The following is a 16186-nucleotide window of genomic DNA, read 5'->3' as shown; positions in this document are numbered from 1 at the left end:
CAGCTCACCCCCGGCACCGCGCTCGCCCTCGTCGGCGGCGGCACCGCCGTGGTCCTGGTCGTCGGCGCCGTCCTGGTCTCCATGCTCCTGGCCGTCGCCGTCACCGCCACCTCGGTCGCCGTCTGCGCCGTCGTCCTGCGCTCACTGGTGACCTCCCAGCACCGCCGCTGACCGGCCCCGGGGCGACGCACAAGCCGCCAGCACGCCGCCGCCTCCGGGACCCCTGCTCCGCCAACCGCCGTCGTCAAGGGAGAACACCCATGGACCTGCACATAGCTGCGAGCCTGGTGCCGTTACTGGGCTGGGCCGTACACGGAGGCATCCTCACGCACCGGCTTGCCTCTGCCCGCCGCGACCCGCTCACCGGCCTGCACACTCGCGCCGGATGGACCGCCCGCGCCGAACACCTCATCCGCCGGCACCCGGCCGCGGCCGTGCTCCTGGTCGACCTCGACCACTTCAAGACCCTCAACGACACCCACGGCCACGGCGCCGGGGATGCCGCGCTCATTGCCACGGCCGACCGGCTGCGCACCTGGTGCGGCCACAAGCACCGCCGGTCGCCTGGGCGGGGATGAGTTCGTTGCCGTCATCCGGGACTTTGCCGCCGCCGACCTCGACGCGCTGACCGCCGCATTGCACCAACCCTTGGCCTACGCCGGGAGGTCACTGCCGCTGGCCGCTTCGGTCGGCGTCTGCCGCGTCGCCGATCTGCCGATGCCGCTCCTGACCGACGCGCTCGCCGCCGCCGATGCGGCCATGTACGTGGCCAAGGGACGTGGCCGCCGGGGCGTGCGCCACTTCGCTGGCCGGCCGCCGGGTGGCGCACAAGCCGCCAAGCACGCCGCCACCCGGGGCCGTTCCTTCCAACCGCAATCGAAAGGAACCACCATCATGACCCAGCACACCCCGCTCGCGCCGAGGATCTGCCCGGCCTGCGACGGCTTCGCCTCCGCCGCGATCACCCTCGGCGGTCGGGACGCACGTGGCCATCTGCGCACCATCACCGTCCACTGCCCGGCCTGCCACGGCACCGGAACCGTTTCCGCCCGCCGCGTCCGGGAGGGCGCTGGTGCCTGAGACGCTGCTCGACCCGGCCACCCTCGGCGACCTGCTGAGGGTGGCCTCGGCCTCCGACTACCACCGCTGGGAAGAACAGATCCGCCGCACCGGTGGCTGCGCCGACCCCATCCACCTGACCGGCTGGGTGCTGCACAAGGACAAGACCACCGGCCAGACGCTGCACCACTACTCGACCAAGGACGAGCCGGGCGGGCGCCTGAGGGTGGCCTGTGGCAACCGGCGCGCCTCCCGTTGCCCGGCCTGCGCCTATACCTACGCGGGCGACACCTACCACCTCATCCGCGCCGGCCTCGCCGGGGACGACCGCCGCGACATCCCCGCCACCGTCCGCGACCACCCCCGCGTCTTCGCCACCCTCACCGCACCCTCGTTCGGGCCGGTCCACAACCGCCCCGACCGGGGCACCTGCCGCTGCGGCACCCGCCACGCCCCGGACGCCCCGGAACTGGGCACCGCCCTCGACCCGGAGGCGTACGACTACGCGGGCGCGGTGCTGTTCAACAACCACGCCGGGCAGCTCTGGCAGCGTTTCACCAACCGGCTCCGCCGCGAAATCGCCGCCCGCGCAGGCCTTCCCCGCCGGGAACTCGCCGACCACTGCCGCGTCTCGTACGGCAAGGTCGCCGAGTTCCAGAAGCGCGGCGCCGTGCACTTCCACGCGGTGATCCGCCTCGACGGACCCGACGGGCCGGACACCCCGCCGCCGTCCTGGGCGACGGTCGGCCTCCTCGCGGACGCGATCCTCGCCGCCGCCGCGCACTCCTACACCTCGATCGCCGTCCCGGCCGCCGCCGACCAACCGGCCCGGACCTTCCGCTGGGGCACCCAGCTCGACGTCCGACCGGTCAAGGCGTTCGGGGACGGCTCGGACATCACCGAACAGGCCGTCGCTTCCTACGTCGCCAAGTACGCCACCAAGGCCGCCGAGAACACCGGCACCCTCGACCGCCGCATCGGCGAGCTATCCGAACTCGACCGCCACGGCGTCCCCGACCACACCCGCCGCCTGATCGAAACCTGCAAGGTGCTCGATCCGGTGTATCCGGAACGCCGTCTGTGGGCCTGGGCGCACATGCTCGGCTTCCGCGGCCACTTCTCGACCAAGTCCCGCCGCTACTCCACCACCCTCGGCGCCCTCCGACAGGCCCGTGCCGACTACCGCGCCGCCCAGGAACACGCCGCCCTCGGCCTGGACGACACCGAGCCGGACACCGTCCTGGTCCTGGCCGACTGGCAGTACGCCGGCCACGGCCACGCCCCTGGTGAATCCGTCCTCGCCGCCACCATCGCCCGGGACATCCGGCTCAACCGTGAAACCGCCCGCGAAGCCCTGCGCGATCAACTCGTCCTGGAAGGAGCCGCATGACCACCGTCACCCCCGAACTGCTGACCGTGCCGGAAGTCATGGCGCGGCTCAGGCTCGGCCGCTCCACGGTCTACGACCTGATCCGCTCCCGACGGCTGATCTCCATCACCGTCGGCCGCTCCCGCCGCATACCCGCCGACGCCCTGCGCGACTTCATCTACCGCGAGATCGAGGAGGCCGCCTGATGGCCAAGCGCAACCCCAACGGCGAGGGCACCATCTACCGCCGCAAGGACGGACGGTACGAGGGCGCGGGCTACGTCCTCATGCCGGACGGCACGCAGAAGCGCCGGCGGGTCTACGGCAAGACCTGGGAGGAAGCCCGGAAGAAGCTGACCGAGATGCTCGCCAAGAGCGACCAGGGCATCCCGGCGGCCGACACGACCGAAAGCCTCGGGTCGTACCTCGCCTACTGGCTCGAGCACGTCGTGCGCCACAAGGTGCGGCCTTCGACGGTCTACAGCTACAGCAAGTGCGTCAACGCGTACATTGTCCCCCGGCTCGGAAAGAAGAAGCTGGCCCGGCTGTCCGCCAAGGACGTGCGCCTCTTCCTCGACTGGGCACGGCAGGCGTGCCAGTGCTGCGCCCAGGGACGGGATGCCGCTCGTCCGGCGGGGGAGCGTCGCTGCTGTGCCGCAACGCCCAAGCGGTGCTGTGAGCGTCGGCTGTCGTCGCGCATGGTCCAGTACCTGCACGCCGTGCTGCGGAACGCTCTGCAGCACGCCGTCCGTGAGGAGCTGGTGCAGCGCAACGTCGCGAAGCTGGTGCAGGTTCAGACGCCGCGTTACCGCGTCGGCCGCGGCCTCTCCGTCGCTGAGGCGAAGAAGCTGCTGGCAGAGGTGCGTGACGACCGGCTCAGCGCGGTGTATGTGCTCGCGCTCTATCTCGGCTTGCGGCGGGGTGAGCTGCTGGGCCTCCACTGGTCGGACGTTGATCTGGATGGGGGATCGCTGGAGATCCGAACGGCCCTCCAGCGTGTTGACGGAGAGCTGACGCTGACCGCGCCCAAGACGCGCCGCTCGGAGCGTCCCGTACCGCTGCCGACCGTGTGCGTGGACGCCCTGCGCCGGCACCGCGAGCACCAGGCCGAGGAACGGCGGGCGGCGGGGGAGCGGTGGCAGGAGACGGGCTTGGTCTTCACCACCAGGCGGGGCACCCCGATCGAGCCGCGGAACCTGAACCGGCACTTCTACCCGATCCGTGAGCGGCTGGGCCTGGACGTCCGGTTCCACGACCTGCGGCACACCTGCGTGACCCTGCTGCTCGGCCTCGGCGTCCCGCCGCACATCGTCCGCGACATCGTCGGGCACAGCGCCCTTGACGTGACCATGAACATCTACGCGCACGCCGACATGACGGAGAAGCGGGCCGCTCTGGACCGGCTGGGGAGCCTGCTGGCCGTCGAGTGACGGGGCCGTTGCCGTCAGCGTTGCCGTCAGAGACGCGAAACGCCCTGGAGGGGAGATCCCCTCTGGGGCGTTTTGGCTGGTGGCGGGCGGCGCCCCCGGCAGGACTCGAACCTGCGGCCAAGCGCTTAGAAGGCGCCTGCTCTATCCACTGAGCTACGGGGGCCGGGTGTGGTGGCCTCTGTCGTGGTGCCCGGGTGTGGGCTGATCCGTGACGTTGCCGGGGACAAGGATAGGGCTCCCGGATCCTTGACCCTGTTGCTTCGCCTCCGTGGCTCGATGTGGAGGTTCGGTGAAGCGGTCCTGATAATCGCAGGCAGGTACGAATCGTGCATCGCTTTTGACGCCTCGCGCACCGGGTGTTGTGCACTCGTTATGCCTGGCCTGCATTCATGTCCCAGTGGTCCCTTGTGTCCGTTCTGTCCTGTCGGCGCGCAGACATGCCCATATGCTTCAGAAATCCCACAAAATTGGGCATTCTTCGCATGTGGTGACCTTGGACGTACGGCCTCAGCTGCTCGACGCACTCTCCGCGCTGCGCGACCGCGTCGCCGCCGCACGCTTCCCGCTGCCCCTGGCGGGGGCCCCACGCGCGCGTGCCAACCGCGACGAACTGCTCGCCCAGCTCGACGACTACTTGGTGCCCCGCTTGAGACAGCCCGAAGCGCCGTTGCTCGCCGTCGTGGGGGGATCCACCGGGGTCGGCAAGTCGACCCTCGTCAACTCGCTGGTCGGACGGCGAGTCAGCGAGGCGGGCGTGCTGCGGCCGACGACACGGACGCCGGTTCTGGTCTGCCACCCGGAGGACCATCACTGGTTCAGCGGGATGCGGGTGCTGCCCGACCTCACGCGCGTGTGGGTTCCCCAACAGGACGCCGGGAACGAGGATCTGCTGCTCCCCGGCGAGAACCCCGCGCGCGTACTGCGCATCGAGACCACCGAGACCCTGCCGCGCGGCCTCGCCCTGCTCGACGCCCCGGACGTCGACTCCCTGGTCGCCGACAACCGCGTCCTCGCCGCCGAGCTGATCTGCGCCGCCGACATCTGGGTGATGGTCACCACGGCGGCCCGCTACGCCGACGCCGTGCCCTGGCATCTGCTGCGCACCGCGAAGGAGTACCAGGTCACGCTGATCACGGTGCTCGACCGGGTGCCGCACCAGGTGGTCTCCGAGGTCTCCCGGCAGTACGGCGCCCTGCTCACCAAGGCCGGCCTCGGCGACGTACCCCGGTTCACCGTGCCCGAACTGCCCGAGTCCGCGTGGGGCGGCGGACTGCTGCCCGCCACCGCCGTCGCACCGCTGCGCACCTGGCTCGTCCACCAGGCCCAGGACCCCGTCGCCCGGCAGCACGCCCTGGCCCGCACCGCGTACGGCGTCCTGGACTCGCTGAAGTCCCGGATGCCCGAACTGGCCAGTGCCGCCGCCGCGCAGTACGCCGCCGCGCTGCGCCTCACCGCCGCCGTCGACACGGCCTACGACAGCGAGCACGCGCGCGTACGGGGCCGGCTCCAGTCAGGGGCCGTGCTCGCCGGGGACGCCCTGAAGCGCTGGCGGGCCTTCCCGCTCGACTGCACCGCCGGGGAACTGCTGGACGCGCTCGTCGAGAGCCTGGCCGACCTCCTGCTGTGCGCCGTCACCGCCGCCGACGAGCGCGTCGACGACGCCTGGCGGCGCGAACCCGCCGCGGACGCCCCCGAACTCGCCCACCACGACACCGAGCCGGAGAGCGCCGAGCACCGGATCGGGCTGGCGGTACGGCGGTGGCGGCGCGAGCTGGAGGAGTACGCCGAGGAGGAGGTACGCGCCCTCGAACGCAGCCCCGCGTCCGACCCCGAAATGATCGCCGCCCTGGTCGCCACCGCGCTGCTCGGCGGGCGGCGCGCCCGGTCCGCGGGCGAAGGGCTGGCCGAGCGGATCGGCGCACACGGGGCGCTGCGGCTGCGCGACCGGGGCGGCCGGCTGCTCGCCGAGTACCTGGACCGCGTGATCCACACCGAACGCGAGCGCCGCCTCGCCCCGCTCGACGCCCTCGACGTCCACCCCGAGACCCAGGCCGAACTCATCGCCGCACTGTCCGTACTGCAGAAGGAGAGGTGAGCGGTGTCCGCTGTCACTGACCAGGACCACATGAACCACATCGATCGCATGGACCACATGGACCACATGGACCACATGGATCGCATCGAGCACGGCGATCACAACGGTCAGGAGGACTCCGGTCCCGTCGGTTCCGCCGATTCCGTCGATCACGAGGGGCACAGTCGGCCTGCGGATCGCCCTGGGCACTCCGGTGAGGAAGATCGCGTGCCTGAACCTGAGGCTCCGGAGGCTTCCGAGTCCCACGACTCCTCCGCGTCCGTGGAGTCCTCCGCGGAGCCCTGGGAGTCCGGCGAGTCCGGTGAGTCCAGGGGGGACGGCGAGGCTTCGACGACCGATGCGACTCCGGAGAACCACGCTCCCTCCGAGTGCGATCCGGAGGGTGACGTGCAGAGGGACGCGCGCGTGAAGGCCGGTGACGGCGGCTCGGGCCGTATGGATCACGTGATCCGTGAGGATCACGCCGACCGCACCGATCACGCGGACCGTATGGATCCCGGGGACCGTGGGGGCGACGAGGACCAAGGGGGCCCCGCGGACCGTGGGGGCCACGAGGACCGTACGGGCCGTACAGACTGGGCGGATCACCCTGAGGCCGGGCCCGCATGGGACGACGGGCTGATCGCGCGGCGCGTCGCCGAAGGGGCCGCCGGGGCCGAGCAGGCCGCCGCCGTGAACCTCGCCGAGCCCCGACTCGGGGAGCCCCGGCTCGGCGGGCCGCAGCCGGTGACTCCGCCGGCGTACGACGGGCCGCTGCGGTCGCGGCTGGACGCGCTGCGGGAGCTGGTGGGGCTTTCCCGGGCCCGGCTGGACAGCCGCACGCTCGCCGAGGCGGGCCGGGTCCTCGACGAGGCGACGGCGCGGCGCCGGCTCTCCGGGCAGCACACCGTCGTCGCCATCGCGGGCGCGACAGGGAGCGGCAAGTCGCAGCTGTTCAACGCGCTCGCCGGGGTCACCCTCTCGGAGACCGGCGTACGCCGCCCCACCACCGCCGCGCCCATCGCGTGCAGCTGGAGCGACGGCGCGGCGCCCCTCATCGACCGGCTCGGCATCCCGCCCCGGCTGCGCCGGCGTCCCGCGCAGCACGCGGACGCGGACGGGCTGCTGCGCGGGCTGGTCCTGGTCGATCTGCCCGACCTCGACTCGGCGGCCGTGCAACACCGCGAGCAGGCGGAACGGGTGCTGGCCCTGGTCGACGCGGTGGTCTGGGTCGTCGATCCGGAGAAGTACGCCGACGCGGTGCTGCACGAGCGCTATCTGCGGCCCATGGCCGGCCACGCCGAGATCATGTTCGTCGTGCTGAACCAGATCGACCGGCTGCCCGGGGAGGCCGCCGAGCAGGTCCTCGACGATCTGCGGCGGCTGCTCGACGAGGACGGCATCGCACTCGGCGAGTACGGCGAGCCCGGCGCGAACGTACTGGCGCTGTCCGCGCTCACCGGGGACGGGCTCGCGGAACTGCGCGAGGCGCTCGGTCAGTTCGTCGCCGAGCGGGGCGCGCCGATCCGGCGGATCTCCGCCGATCTGGACGCCGCCGCGTGGCGGCTGCGGCCCCTCTACGCCACCGGGCGCCGCACCGGGCTCAGCGAGGCGGCCCGGGACGAGTTCTCCGCGCGGCTCGCCGACGCGGTGGGCGCCACGGCGGCCGGGGAGGCGGCCGAGCGGGCGTGGCTGCGCAACGCCAACCGCGCGTGCGGGACGCCCTGGCTGCGGCTGTGGCGCTGGTACCAGGACCGGTGCGAACCGAGCACCGGCCGGCTGCCGGTGCGCACGCAGGCCGACGAGGAGGCGACCGCGCGGCAGCGGGTCGAGCAGGCGGTGCGGACGGTGGCCGACCGGGCGGCGACCGGCCTGCCCGCGCCCTGGGCGCAGGCGGTGCGGGAGGCGGCCGTGCGCGGTGCGCAAGGGCTGCCCGAGGCGCTGGACGAGCTGGCGGCGCGGACCGGGCTGCCGCCGGGACGGCCGCCGCGGCCCGGCTGGTGGCCGGCGGCCGTGCTGGTCCAGGCGTCCATGACGATCCTTCAGATCATCGGCGGGCTGTGGCTGGCGGGGCAGATCGTGGGGGTCATGGCGCCGAACCTGGGGGTGCCGGTGCTGCTGATGGTGTCCGGGATCGTCGGCGGGCCGCTGGTGGAGTGGAGCTGCCGGATGGCGGCGCGGGGACCGGCCCGGCGGTACGGCATGGAGGCGGAACGCAGACTGCGTGAGGCGGCCGCCGGGTGCGGGCGGGCCCGGGTGCTGGACCCGGTGGCCGCGGAGCTGCTGCGGTACCGGGAGGTGCGGGAGCAGTACGTGCGGGTCATCGGAGCCGGAGCGGGAGCGGGAGCGGGGGTCGGGGGGAGGTAGGAGCACGTCGTACGAGCGGTACCAGGCGCCGGGGTGGTGCCCGGGGTGATGCCCTGAGCGGTGCCTGGGTGACCCCGTCACCCGTGTGGGTGGCGGGGTTTTCCACAGCTCGGCGGTGGTCCACAGGGCTCGGCGGGCTCGGCGCAGCAGGGGCAGTCTGGGTGCGCGGCGATCGCGACGGACGCGGTCGCCGGGCCAGACACCGCCGTACGGGAGGGCCCGTACGAGGGAGGGGATGACGACGATGAACGAGACGATGATCTGCGCGGTCGGCAACGTGGCGACCCAGCCGGTCCACCGGGAGACGCCGACGGGTCCGTCGGCGCGGTTCCGGCTCGCCGTGACGGCGCGCTATCTGGACCGGGAGAGGAACACCTGGACGGACGGCCACACGAACTTCTTCACGGTGTGGGCCAACCGGCAGCTCGCCGCGAACGTGACCGCCTCGGTGAACCTCGGCGACCCGGTCGTGGTGCAGGGCAGGCTGAAGGTGCGTACGGATGTGCGCGAGGGGCAGAGCCGGACCTGGGCGGACATCGACGCCGTGGCCATCGGCCATGACCTGTCGCGCGGCACGGCGGCCTTCCGGCGTACGGGCCGGGCCGACGGTGCGGCGGCACCGGTCCCTCCACCGCGGCCCGAGCCCAACTGGGAGACGGAGGCGGACGGTTCGGACCAGCCGGAGCCCGTCCGGGACCAACAGCAAATCGAGCCCGCGCTGGTGACGTGATGTCAGGCAACGCACCGACCTGACCGAAGTGGGTGCTTATCGGCGAATGCGCTCCGAAAGGGCCGGTGGATTTGTCGATAAGCCCAGTTCAGGCCCGCCCCGGCGATAACGATTGCGAGTCGGATCAGCCCTCCGAAGCGATCACCGGGAAAGGCGATGCGCACGCGTCCTTAGGATGCCGGACATGGCTCCAGGGGCTTGACGACTCTGCTGGCGGGACCGCGCCCCCACGTCAACCGGTCCTGCTCGAAGGGGAATTCTGTGTTTTCTTCGTTCTCCGCACGGTCCGCGTGCGGGCGACGGGCGGCCGGGATCGCCGCCGTGACGCTGGTGTCCGGGCTCGCCGTGGCCGTGCTGTCGGCCGCCGCCGGGCCGGCCGCGGCCGACGACGCGGCGGGACGGGCCCAGGGCGGAGCGACCGCCACCATCGGCGGCCTGAAGACGTACGGCGACGCCGTGGTGCACACCGACGCCGGGGACCTGGAGCTGTCGGCGGGCCTGTTCGAGATGTCCGTCGAGGGCGGCGGCACCCTGCAGACGTACTGCGTGGACATCCACAACCCCACGCAGCGGGACGCCAAGTACCGCGAGACCCCCTGGAGCGGTACCTCGCTGGGCGCCAACAAGGACGCCGGCCGGATCCGCTGGATCCTGCAGAACTCCTACCCGCAGGTCAACGACCTCGCGGCACTCGCCCGCCAGGCCGGTGTGCGCGGCGGTCTGACCGAGCAGGACGCGGCGACCGGCACCCAGGTGGCCATCTGGCGCTACTCGGACGGCGTGGACGTCGAGGCCGTCGACCCGCAGGCCGAGAAGCTGGCGGACTACCTGGAGGACAGCGCCCGCCCCACGGCTGAGCCCAAGGCGTCGCTGACCCTCGACCCGCCCGCCCTCTCCGGCCACCCCGGCGAAAAGCTCGGCCCGGTCACCGTGCGCACCAACGCGGACAGCGTCACCGTCACCCCGCCGGCCGCCGCCGTCACCAGCGGTGTGCGGGTCGTCGGCGAGGACGGCAAGGAGGTCACCACCGCGCGGAACGGCAGCCGGCTGTTCCTCGACGTGCCCGCCGACGCGCCGGACGGCTCCGCCGAGCTGACCGTGCAGGCCTCCACCACCGTCCCCGTCGGCCGGGCCTTCGCCTCCGACAGCCGCAGCCAGACCCAGATCCTGGCCGGCTCCAGCGAGTCCACCGTCTCCGCGACGGCGAGCGCCACCTGGGCGGAGACCGGCGCCATACCGGCGCTGTCCGCGGCGGAGAACTGCGCCGAGGGCGGCGTCGACATCACCGCCGTCAACGAGGGCGACGCGCCGTTCACCTTCGAGCTGATGGGCGCCCAGCACACCGTCGCCGCGGGCGAGACCCGCACGGTCACGGTCCCGCTCCAGGAGGACCAGGCCTACGACTTCACGATCACCGGCCCCGGCGGCCACGAGCAGCGCTTCACCGGCGTCCTCGACTGCCGCACCCAGGCCGCCGAGACCGACGCGGCCGGAACCTCCGTCCAGAGCGCCGGCGAGCCCAGCCCCGCCACGGTCCCCGCCCCCGAGGACGTGAACCTCGCCGCGACCGGCAGCTCCGACGCCACCCCGATGATCGGCGGCGCGGCCATCGGCCTGGTGCTGATCGGCGGCGCGGCACTGGTGCTGGTCCGCAAGAAGAAGACCCAGGACTGATCGCGTCCCGCGCGCGTCCTGCTCCTTGACACCTCAACAGCGTGTGACATCGAGCTCACCCGCTGCCATGGAGCGTGCCTCCGCCCCTGAACGGGTTTCCGCCCAGGGGTGGCGGTACGGCAAGATGGGGTGTATCTGCCCACTGCCAGATTCAAGCTGCCGGACGGTTTCTCTTGGCTGAGTTCATTTACACCATGCGCAAGGCGCGCAAAGCGCACGGCGACAAGGTGATCCTCGACGACGTCACCCTGAACTTCCTGCCGGGTGCCAAGATCGGCGTCGTCGGCCCGAACGGTGCCGGTAAGTCGACCGTGCTGAAGATCATGGCGGGGCTGGAGCAGCCGTCCAACGGTGACGCCTTCCTCTCGCCCGGCTACAGCGTCGGCATCCTGCTCCAGGAGCCCCCGCTCAACGAGGAGAAGACCGTCCTCGAGAACGTCCAGGAGGGTGTCGCCGAGATCAAGGGCAAGCTCGACCGGTTCAACGAGATCGCCGAGCTGATGGCCACCGACTACTCGGACGCGCTGCTCGACGAGATGGGCAAGCTCCAGGAGGAGCTGGACCACGCCAACGCCTGGGACCTCGACGCCCAGCTGGAGCAGGCCATGGACGCCCTGGGCTGCCCGCCGGCCGACTGGCCGGTCACCAACCTCTCCGGTGGTGAGAAGCGCCGCGTCGCGCTCTGCAAGCTGCTGCTGGAGGCGCCCGACCTGCTGCTCCTCGACGAGCCCACCAACCACCTCGACGCCGAGTCGGTGAACTGGCTGGAGCAGCACCTCGCCAAGTACGCGGGCACCGTCGTGGCCATCACCCACGACCGGTACTTCCTGGACAACGTCGCCGAGTGGATCCTCGAGCTCGACCGCGGCCGCGCCTACCCGTACGAGGGCAACTACTCCACGTACCTGGAGACCAAGCAGACCCGTCTGAAGGTCGAGGGCCAGAAGGACGCCAAGCGCGCCAAGCGCCTCAAGGAGGAGCTGGAGTGGGTCCGCTCCAACGCCAAGGGGCGGCAGGCCAAGTCCAAGGCGCGTCTGGCCCGCTACGAGGAGATGGCCGCCGAGGCGGAGAAGATGCGGAAGCTGGACTTCGAGGAGATCCAGATCCCGCCGGGCCCGCGTCTGGGCAACATCGTCGTCGAGGTCGAGAAGCTCAACAAGGCCTTCGGTGAGAAGGTCCTGATCGACGACCTCTCCTTCACGCTGCCGCGCAACGGCATCGTCGGTGTCATCGGCCCGAACGGCGCCGGCAAGACCACCCTGTTCAAGATGATCCAGGGCCTGGAGACGCCGGACACCGGTTCGATCAAGGTCGGCGACACCGTCAAGATCTCGTACGTCGACCAGAGCCGCGAGAACATCGACCCGAAGAAGACGCTGTGGGAGGTCGTCTCCGACGGGCTCGACTACATCAACGTCGGCCAGGTCGAGATGCCGTCCCGGGCGTACGTCTCCGCCTTCGGGTTCAAGGGCCCGGACCAGCAGAAGCCGGCCGGGGTGCTCTCCGGTGGTGAGCGCAACCGCCTCAACCTGGCGCTCACCCTCAAGCAGGGCGGCAACCTGCTGCTCCTCGACGAGCCGACCAACGACCTCGACGTCGAGACCCTCTCCAGCCTGGAGAACGCGCTGCTGGAGTTCCCCGGCTGCGCCGTCGTCGTCTCCCACGACCGGTGGTTCCTGGACCGCGTCGCCACGCACATCCTCGCCTACGAGGGTGACTCCAAGTGGTTCTGGTTCGAGGGCAACTTCGAGTCGTACGAGAAGAACAAGATCGAGCGGCTCGGCCCGGACGCGGCGCGTCCGCACCGTGCCACCTACAAGAAGCTGACCCGGGGCTGATCGATCTTGCGGCATCTCTACCGCTGCCCGCTGCGCTGGGCGGACATGGACGCGTACGGCCACGTCAACAACGTGGTGTTCCTCCGCTACCTGGAGGAGGCCCGTATCGACTTCCTGTTCCGCCCGGACAAGGAGTTCAAGCAGGGGTCCGTGGTGGCACGCCATGAGATCGACTACAAGCGGCAGCTCGTCCACCGGCACGCGCCCGTGGACATCGAGCTGTGGGTCACCGAGATCCGTGCGGCGTCCTTCACCCTCACCTACGAGGTGAAGGACGGCGAGCAGATCTACGTCCGGGCGTCGACGGTGATCGTGCCGTTCGACTTCGAGCAGCAGCGCCCGCGCCGGATCACCGACGAGGAACGCGCGTTCCTCAAGGAGTACATGGACGACGCCTCGGAGCAGGGGGCCGTCGCCGCATGACGGAGCTGCACCTCGCCGACGAGGGGGAGGCCGCCGATCTCGCGGCCTTCCTCTCCCGGCTGCTCCACTACGACCGTGGAGCGGCGGTGCGCCTCCAGGCGGCGGGCACCGCGCTCGCCGTCTTCGGACGGCCGCCGTCCTTCGAGGTGCTGGCGGTCCGCGCGGTACGGCTGGCCAAGCCGTACGAGAACGGGCTCGACGCCGCCCTGGACGTCACCGTGTCCGCGGGCGAACTGCTGGAGGCCGTGGACGAGAAGGCGGCCACCGCCGCCGTACCCGGAGCGGTGACCGGGCCGCCGTGGGCCGGAGTGCTGCCGCCGCGCGGCGGCTGGCAGGCGGAGCCCGGACTGCCGGCGCCGGACGCGCTGCGCGCGATGGTCGCCGCCGGGGTCGCGGAGTTCCGTACCCGTACGCAGGAGTTGGCGCCCGAGGCGCGTACCCGCGCGGAGCTGGACCGGATCGGACGGGAGATCTGGTCCCGGACCGTCGGCGGGACCGCACTGCCCGTACGGGCCGTGCACGCCGCCCAGTCGCTGGGCTTCCTGCGGCCGGTGTCCGGCGCCGCGGAGCCGGCGCTGCTGTCCTCCGGGGCGTGGCTGCGGCTGCGAACGCCGTACGGCTCGATCGCCGTACGCCGGTCCGGGCTCGGGGCCCTGGGCGTCAGCGTGCGCTAGGGGGTTTCGTCAAACTCCCGTCTGCCCCGCGACGCCCGTCCTGCGGACGACGACGGGAGTTTCAGGGCCCCCTAGGGCGGCCCGCCGCCGGAGTGCGCCGAGGGCGGGCCGATGTGCTCCGGCTGCCCCTCCTCACCGGCTCAGCCGCCCCTCTTACCGGCTCAAGTGCCCCTTCTCACCGGCTCAGCCGGCCGTGTTCACCATCGACGCCGCCGCGTACGTCAGGTAGTTCCACAGCGTGTGCTCGTGCTCCTCGGACAGGCCCAGCTCCTCCACGGCGGCCCGCATGTGCTTCAGCCAGGCGTCGTGTGCCGCGCGGTCGACGGTGAAGGGAGCGTGGCGCATCCGCAGCCGCGGGTGGCCGCGGTTCTCGCTGTACGTCGTCGGACCGCCCCAGTACTGGATCAGGAACAGCGCCAGCCGCTCCTCCGCGGGGCCCAGGTCCTCCTCGGGATACATCGGCCGCAGGATCGGGTCCTCGGCGACTCCCTCGTAGAAACGGTGGACGAGCCGACGGAAGGTTTCCTCCCCGCCGACCTGCTCGTAGAAGGTCTGCTCCTGAAGCGTGCCACGCCGAATCTCTGTCACGCCCTCCATGGTCTCAGACCGGGCGACCGAGGACTCCAGGCTTAGGACCCCACCGGAAGCCCACCCGAAGCCCACGCGCACCCCACCCCGGCCCGCGACCTGGGGTGTTCGCCTCGGGGGTGTGATGCGCAGCACAGTGGACCCATGGGTGCCCACGCTCTCGACAAGGACCTGGAAGACCTCGCCGCCTCGGCGCGGGCCGCGCTGGTGCGCGAGATCGAGGCGAGCGGCGCCTGGGCCGCGGACCCGGTGTGGCAAGCGGCGTTCGCGGCCGTCCCCCGGCACGTGTTCGTCCCGTACTACTACGTCGGCGTCCTGGGCGGCTACGAACGCCGCTGGGGCGAGCACCCCGATCCGCAGGCGCGGGAGCGCTGGGTGAAGGGCGCGTACGCCGACACCCCGCTGGCCACCCGGCTGCGCGACGGGGAACTGCTCTCCTCCAGCAGCCAGCCCTCCCTCATGGCCCTGATGCTGGCCGCGCTGGAAGTGCGGGACGGCGACCGGGTCCTGGAGATCGGCGCCGGCAGCGGCTACAACGCGGCGCTGCTCACGCACCGGCTCGGCGACGGCGATCTCGTCACCACCATCGATCTGGAACCGGAGATCACCGAGTCCGCGCGGCGGCATCTGGGCGCCGCCGGGTACCACCCGGTCGTCGTCACCGGGGACGGCGCGCGCGGGGTGCCGGAACGCGCTCCCTTCGACCGGATCATCGCCACCTGCGCGCTGCCGTCGATCCCGCCCGCCTGGCTCACCCAGTGCCGCCCCGGCGGCCGGATCCTGACCCCGCTCGCCACCGGTCTGGTGCTGCTGACGGTCACCGGCCCCGGGCAGGCCGAGGGCCGCTTCCTGGACACCTCGGCCTACTTCGTGCCGCTGCGCGGCGGCAGCCGGAGCGAGCCGGGCCAGTCGGACCAGGCTGGGCTGGGCGCGGTGCCGCGGCGGGGGCGGGAGGACGACCTGTTCCGCTTCCTGTTCGCCCTCACCCGCGGCAGCCTCGACCCGCAGGAGGCGTACGCGCTGTGGGAGCGCGAGGGGCGGCCCCGCCGGGAGCGCTACGGCATCACGGTCACCGGCCACGGCGAATGGGCCTGGCTGGACGACCCGGAGGGGCCGTACGCCTGGCCCCTGCCGGGTTGAGCCGACGGCTCCGCCGCCGTCAGCCGCGTCGGATGGTGATCGTCGTCCAGGCGCCGACGTGCACGCGGTCGCCGTCCTGGAGCGGCACCGGCACGAACGGCTGGATCGGCTCGTCGCCGCCGTTGACCGTGGTGCCGTTCGTCGAGTTCTGGTCGACGATCGCCCAGCTGCCGTCCGGCTGCTGCACCAGCACCGCGTGCTGGTGCGAGACGCCCGGGTCCTCCGGCGGCACCGACAGGTCGATGTCGGGGGTGTCGCCGGTGGAGTGGCGGCGGCGGCCGATGGTGACCTGGTTGCCGGTGAGGGTGCGCTGCTGCTCCGGCGAGTACGCGGGCAGGTTCAGCCCGGCGGCCTCCGGTCCGGAGCGCTGCATCATCGCCATGAAGTACTCGCGGTCCGGGCCGATGGTCGCCGTCCAGGTGACCGGGCCCCGCGGGGCGGCGGGACCGGGCGGCGGTGCCTGGGTCGCACCGGGATGCGGGTAGCCGTAACCGCCGGGCTGACCATGACCGCCGGGGCCGCCGGGGCCGCCGGGGCCGCCGGGGTGGCCGGTGCCGGACGGCGGGGAGATCACCCAGTCGTCGTCACCGCCGCCGAAGGACGGACCGCCGGACTGCGGACGGCCCCCCGTCTCCTGCGGGAACGCGGGCGGGGCGGGCGGAGCGGAGTGACCGCCGGGCGCACCCGGACCACCCGGAGCGCCAGGCCCACCGGGGCCACCGGGGCCACCGGGACCGGGCTGGTGGAACGCCTGCGGGGCACCCCCCGTCGCACCGGGACCGCCATGACCGCCGGGGCCACCCGGCGGTCATGGCGGTCCC

General features: G+C 72.2%; 14 protein-coding genes, 1 tRNA gene and 2 pseudogenes. 14 read left to right on the top strand and 3 right to left on the bottom strand.

Translation table 11 applies throughout. From position 1 onward, the window contains the following. The 6 genes and pseudogenes from CCN42_RS45005 to CCN42_RS32290 form a co-directional block, all read left to right on the top strand. Positions 1-171 (top strand): annotated as a pseudogene (locus CCN42_RS45005) (SpdD-like protein); the annotation flags it as partial. Positions 172-260: 89 nt separating this feature from the next. Continuing rightward, positions 261-798: pseudogene (locus CCN42_RS46265) on the top strand (GGDEF domain-containing protein); the annotation flags it as partial. Between the two features lie 96 nt (positions 799-894). Then, on the top strand, positions 895-1080 hold the full coding sequence (locus tag CCN42_RS32305) for a hypothetical protein (RefSeq protein ID WP_086740926.1): 186 nt from the start codon (positions 895-897) through the stop codon (positions 1078-1080). Next, positions 1073-2449 carry a replication initiator protein RepSA gene (gene repSA / locus CCN42_RS32300; RefSeq protein WP_086740920.1) on the top strand — a complete coding sequence of 459 codons (1377 nt, stop codon included), beginning with the start codon at positions 1073-1075 and terminating at the stop codon, positions 2447-2449. The genes CCN42_RS32305 and repSA overlap by 8 nt, the downstream gene beginning before the upstream one ends. Further along, positions 2446-2634 (top strand): helix-turn-helix domain-containing protein, encoded by a 189-nt coding sequence (locus CCN42_RS32295; RefSeq protein WP_086740918.1) that lies wholly within the window; start codon positions 2446-2448, stop codon positions 2632-2634. Before repSA ends, CCN42_RS32295 begins: the two co-directional genes overlap by 4 nt. Next, positions 2634-3857, top strand: a complete 1224-nt coding sequence (locus tag CCN42_RS32290) for a tyrosine-type recombinase/integrase (protein ID WP_086740916.1) — start codon at positions 2634-2636, stop codon at positions 3855-3857. The genes CCN42_RS32295 and CCN42_RS32290 overlap by 1 nt, the downstream gene beginning before the upstream one ends. A gap of 90 nt (positions 3858-3947) precedes the next feature. Here CCN42_RS32290 and CCN42_RS32285 read toward each other — a convergent pair. Beyond that, positions 3948-4020, bottom strand: a tRNA-Arg gene (locus CCN42_RS32285). 321 nt (positions 4021-4341) lie between these two features. On the opposite strand from CCN42_RS32285, the gene CCN42_RS32280 reads away from it, so the two are divergent. The 7 genes from CCN42_RS32280 to CCN42_RS32250 all read left to right on the top strand — a co-directional run bounded on the left by CCN42_RS32280 (position 4342) and on the right by CCN42_RS32250 (position 13637). Further along, a complete protein-coding gene (locus CCN42_RS32280) occupies positions 4342-5952 on the top strand; it encodes a dynamin family protein (protein ID WP_086740915.1) in 1611 nt (536 codons plus the stop codon). A 489-nt stretch (positions 5953-6441) separates the two neighbouring features. Further along, complete coding sequence (locus CCN42_RS32275) at positions 6442-8298, top strand: GTPase (RefSeq protein WP_422641219.1); 1857 nt, start codon at positions 6442-6444, stop codon at positions 8296-8298. Between the two features lie 244 nt (positions 8299-8542). Next, positions 8543-9028, top strand: a complete 486-nt coding sequence (locus CCN42_RS32270) for a single-stranded DNA-binding protein (RefSeq protein ID WP_086740921.1) — start codon at positions 8543-8545, stop codon at positions 9026-9028. A gap of 261 nt (positions 9029-9289) precedes the next feature. Continuing rightward, a complete protein-coding gene (locus CCN42_RS32265) occupies positions 9290-10702 on the top strand; it encodes a Cys-Gln thioester bond-forming surface protein (protein WP_086740913.1) in 1413 nt (470 codons plus the stop codon). 173 nt (positions 10703-10875) lie between these two features. Beyond that, on the top strand, positions 10876-12540 hold the full coding sequence (gene ettA, locus CCN42_RS32260; RefSeq protein WP_086171230.1) for an energy-dependent translational throttle protein EttA: 1665 nt from the start codon (positions 10876-10878) through the stop codon (positions 12538-12540). A 6-nt stretch (positions 12541-12546) separates the two neighbouring features. Then, on the top strand, positions 12547-12963 hold the full coding sequence (locus CCN42_RS32255) for an acyl-CoA thioesterase (protein ID WP_086171231.1): 417 nt from the start codon (positions 12547-12549) through the stop codon (positions 12961-12963). After that, positions 12960-13637, top strand: a complete 678-nt coding sequence (locus tag CCN42_RS32250; RefSeq protein ID WP_086740911.1) for a DUF8010 domain-containing protein — start codon at positions 12960-12962, stop codon at positions 13635-13637. The genes CCN42_RS32255 and CCN42_RS32250 overlap by 4 nt, the downstream gene beginning before the upstream one ends. 183 nt (positions 13638-13820) lie before the next feature. On the opposite strand, the gene CCN42_RS32245 is transcribed toward CCN42_RS32250, so the two are convergent. Beyond that, on the bottom strand, positions 13821-14234 hold the full coding sequence (locus CCN42_RS32245; RefSeq protein ID WP_086740909.1) for a globin: 414 nt from the start codon (positions 14232-14234) through the stop codon (positions 13821-13823). Positions 14235-14369: 135 nt separating this feature from the next. Between CCN42_RS32245 and CCN42_RS32240 the strand changes: the two genes are divergently transcribed. Continuing rightward, on the top strand, positions 14370-15365 hold the full coding sequence (locus CCN42_RS32240; RefSeq protein ID WP_086740907.1) for a methyltransferase domain-containing protein: 996 nt from the start codon (positions 14370-14372) through the stop codon (positions 15363-15365). 19 nt (positions 15366-15384) lie between these two features. Here the strand turns inward: CCN42_RS32240 and CCN42_RS32235 are convergent, their stop codons facing one another. Continuing rightward, entirely contained in the window at positions 15385-15939 is a 555-nt protein-coding gene (locus CCN42_RS32235) for an FHA domain-containing protein (RefSeq protein ID WP_245877569.1), read from the bottom strand. Positions 15940-16186: the final 247 nt, after the last annotated feature.

Origin of the sequence: Streptomyces glaucescens (assembly GCF_002154375.1) — a bacterium.
GTDB classification, from domain to species: Bacteria; Actinomycetota; Actinomycetes; order Streptomycetales; family Streptomycetaceae; genus Streptomyces; species Streptomyces glaucescens.
The sequence above is the reverse complement of the archived record's forward strand: the minus strand, read 5'-3'. Positions and strand labels throughout refer to the sequence as shown.

Excerpts from the sequence above, each read along its gene's own strand:
- CCN42_RS32305 (WP_086740926.1), top strand. The coding sequence starts at position 895 with ATGACCCAGCACACCCCGCTCGCGCCGAGGATCTGCCCGGCCTGCGAC.
- CCN42_RS32295 (WP_086740918.1), top strand. The coding sequence starts at position 2,446 with ATGACCACCGTCACCCCCGAACTGCTGACCGTGCCGGAAGTCATGGCG.
- CCN42_RS32290 (WP_086740916.1), top strand. The coding sequence starts at position 2,634 with ATGGCCAAGCGCAACCCCAACGGCGAGGGCACCATCTACCGCCGCAAG.
- CCN42_RS32275 (WP_422641219.1), top strand. The coding sequence starts at position 6,442 with ATGGATCCCGGGGACCGTGGGGGCGACGAGGACCAAGGGGGCCCCGCG.
- CCN42_RS32270 (WP_086740921.1), top strand. The coding sequence starts at position 8,543 with ATGAACGAGACGATGATCTGCGCGGTCGGCAACGTGGCGACCCAGCCG.
- CCN42_RS32250 (WP_086740911.1), top strand. The coding sequence starts at position 12,960 with ATGACGGAGCTGCACCTCGCCGACGAGGGGGAGGCCGCCGATCTCGCG.
- CCN42_RS32245 (WP_086740909.1), bottom strand. The coding sequence starts at position 14,234 with ATGGAGGGCGTGACAGAGATTCGGCGTGGCACGCTTCAGGAGCAGACC.
- CCN42_RS32240 (WP_086740907.1), top strand. The coding sequence starts at position 14,370 with ATGGGTGCCCACGCTCTCGACAAGGACCTGGAAGACCTCGCCGCCTCG.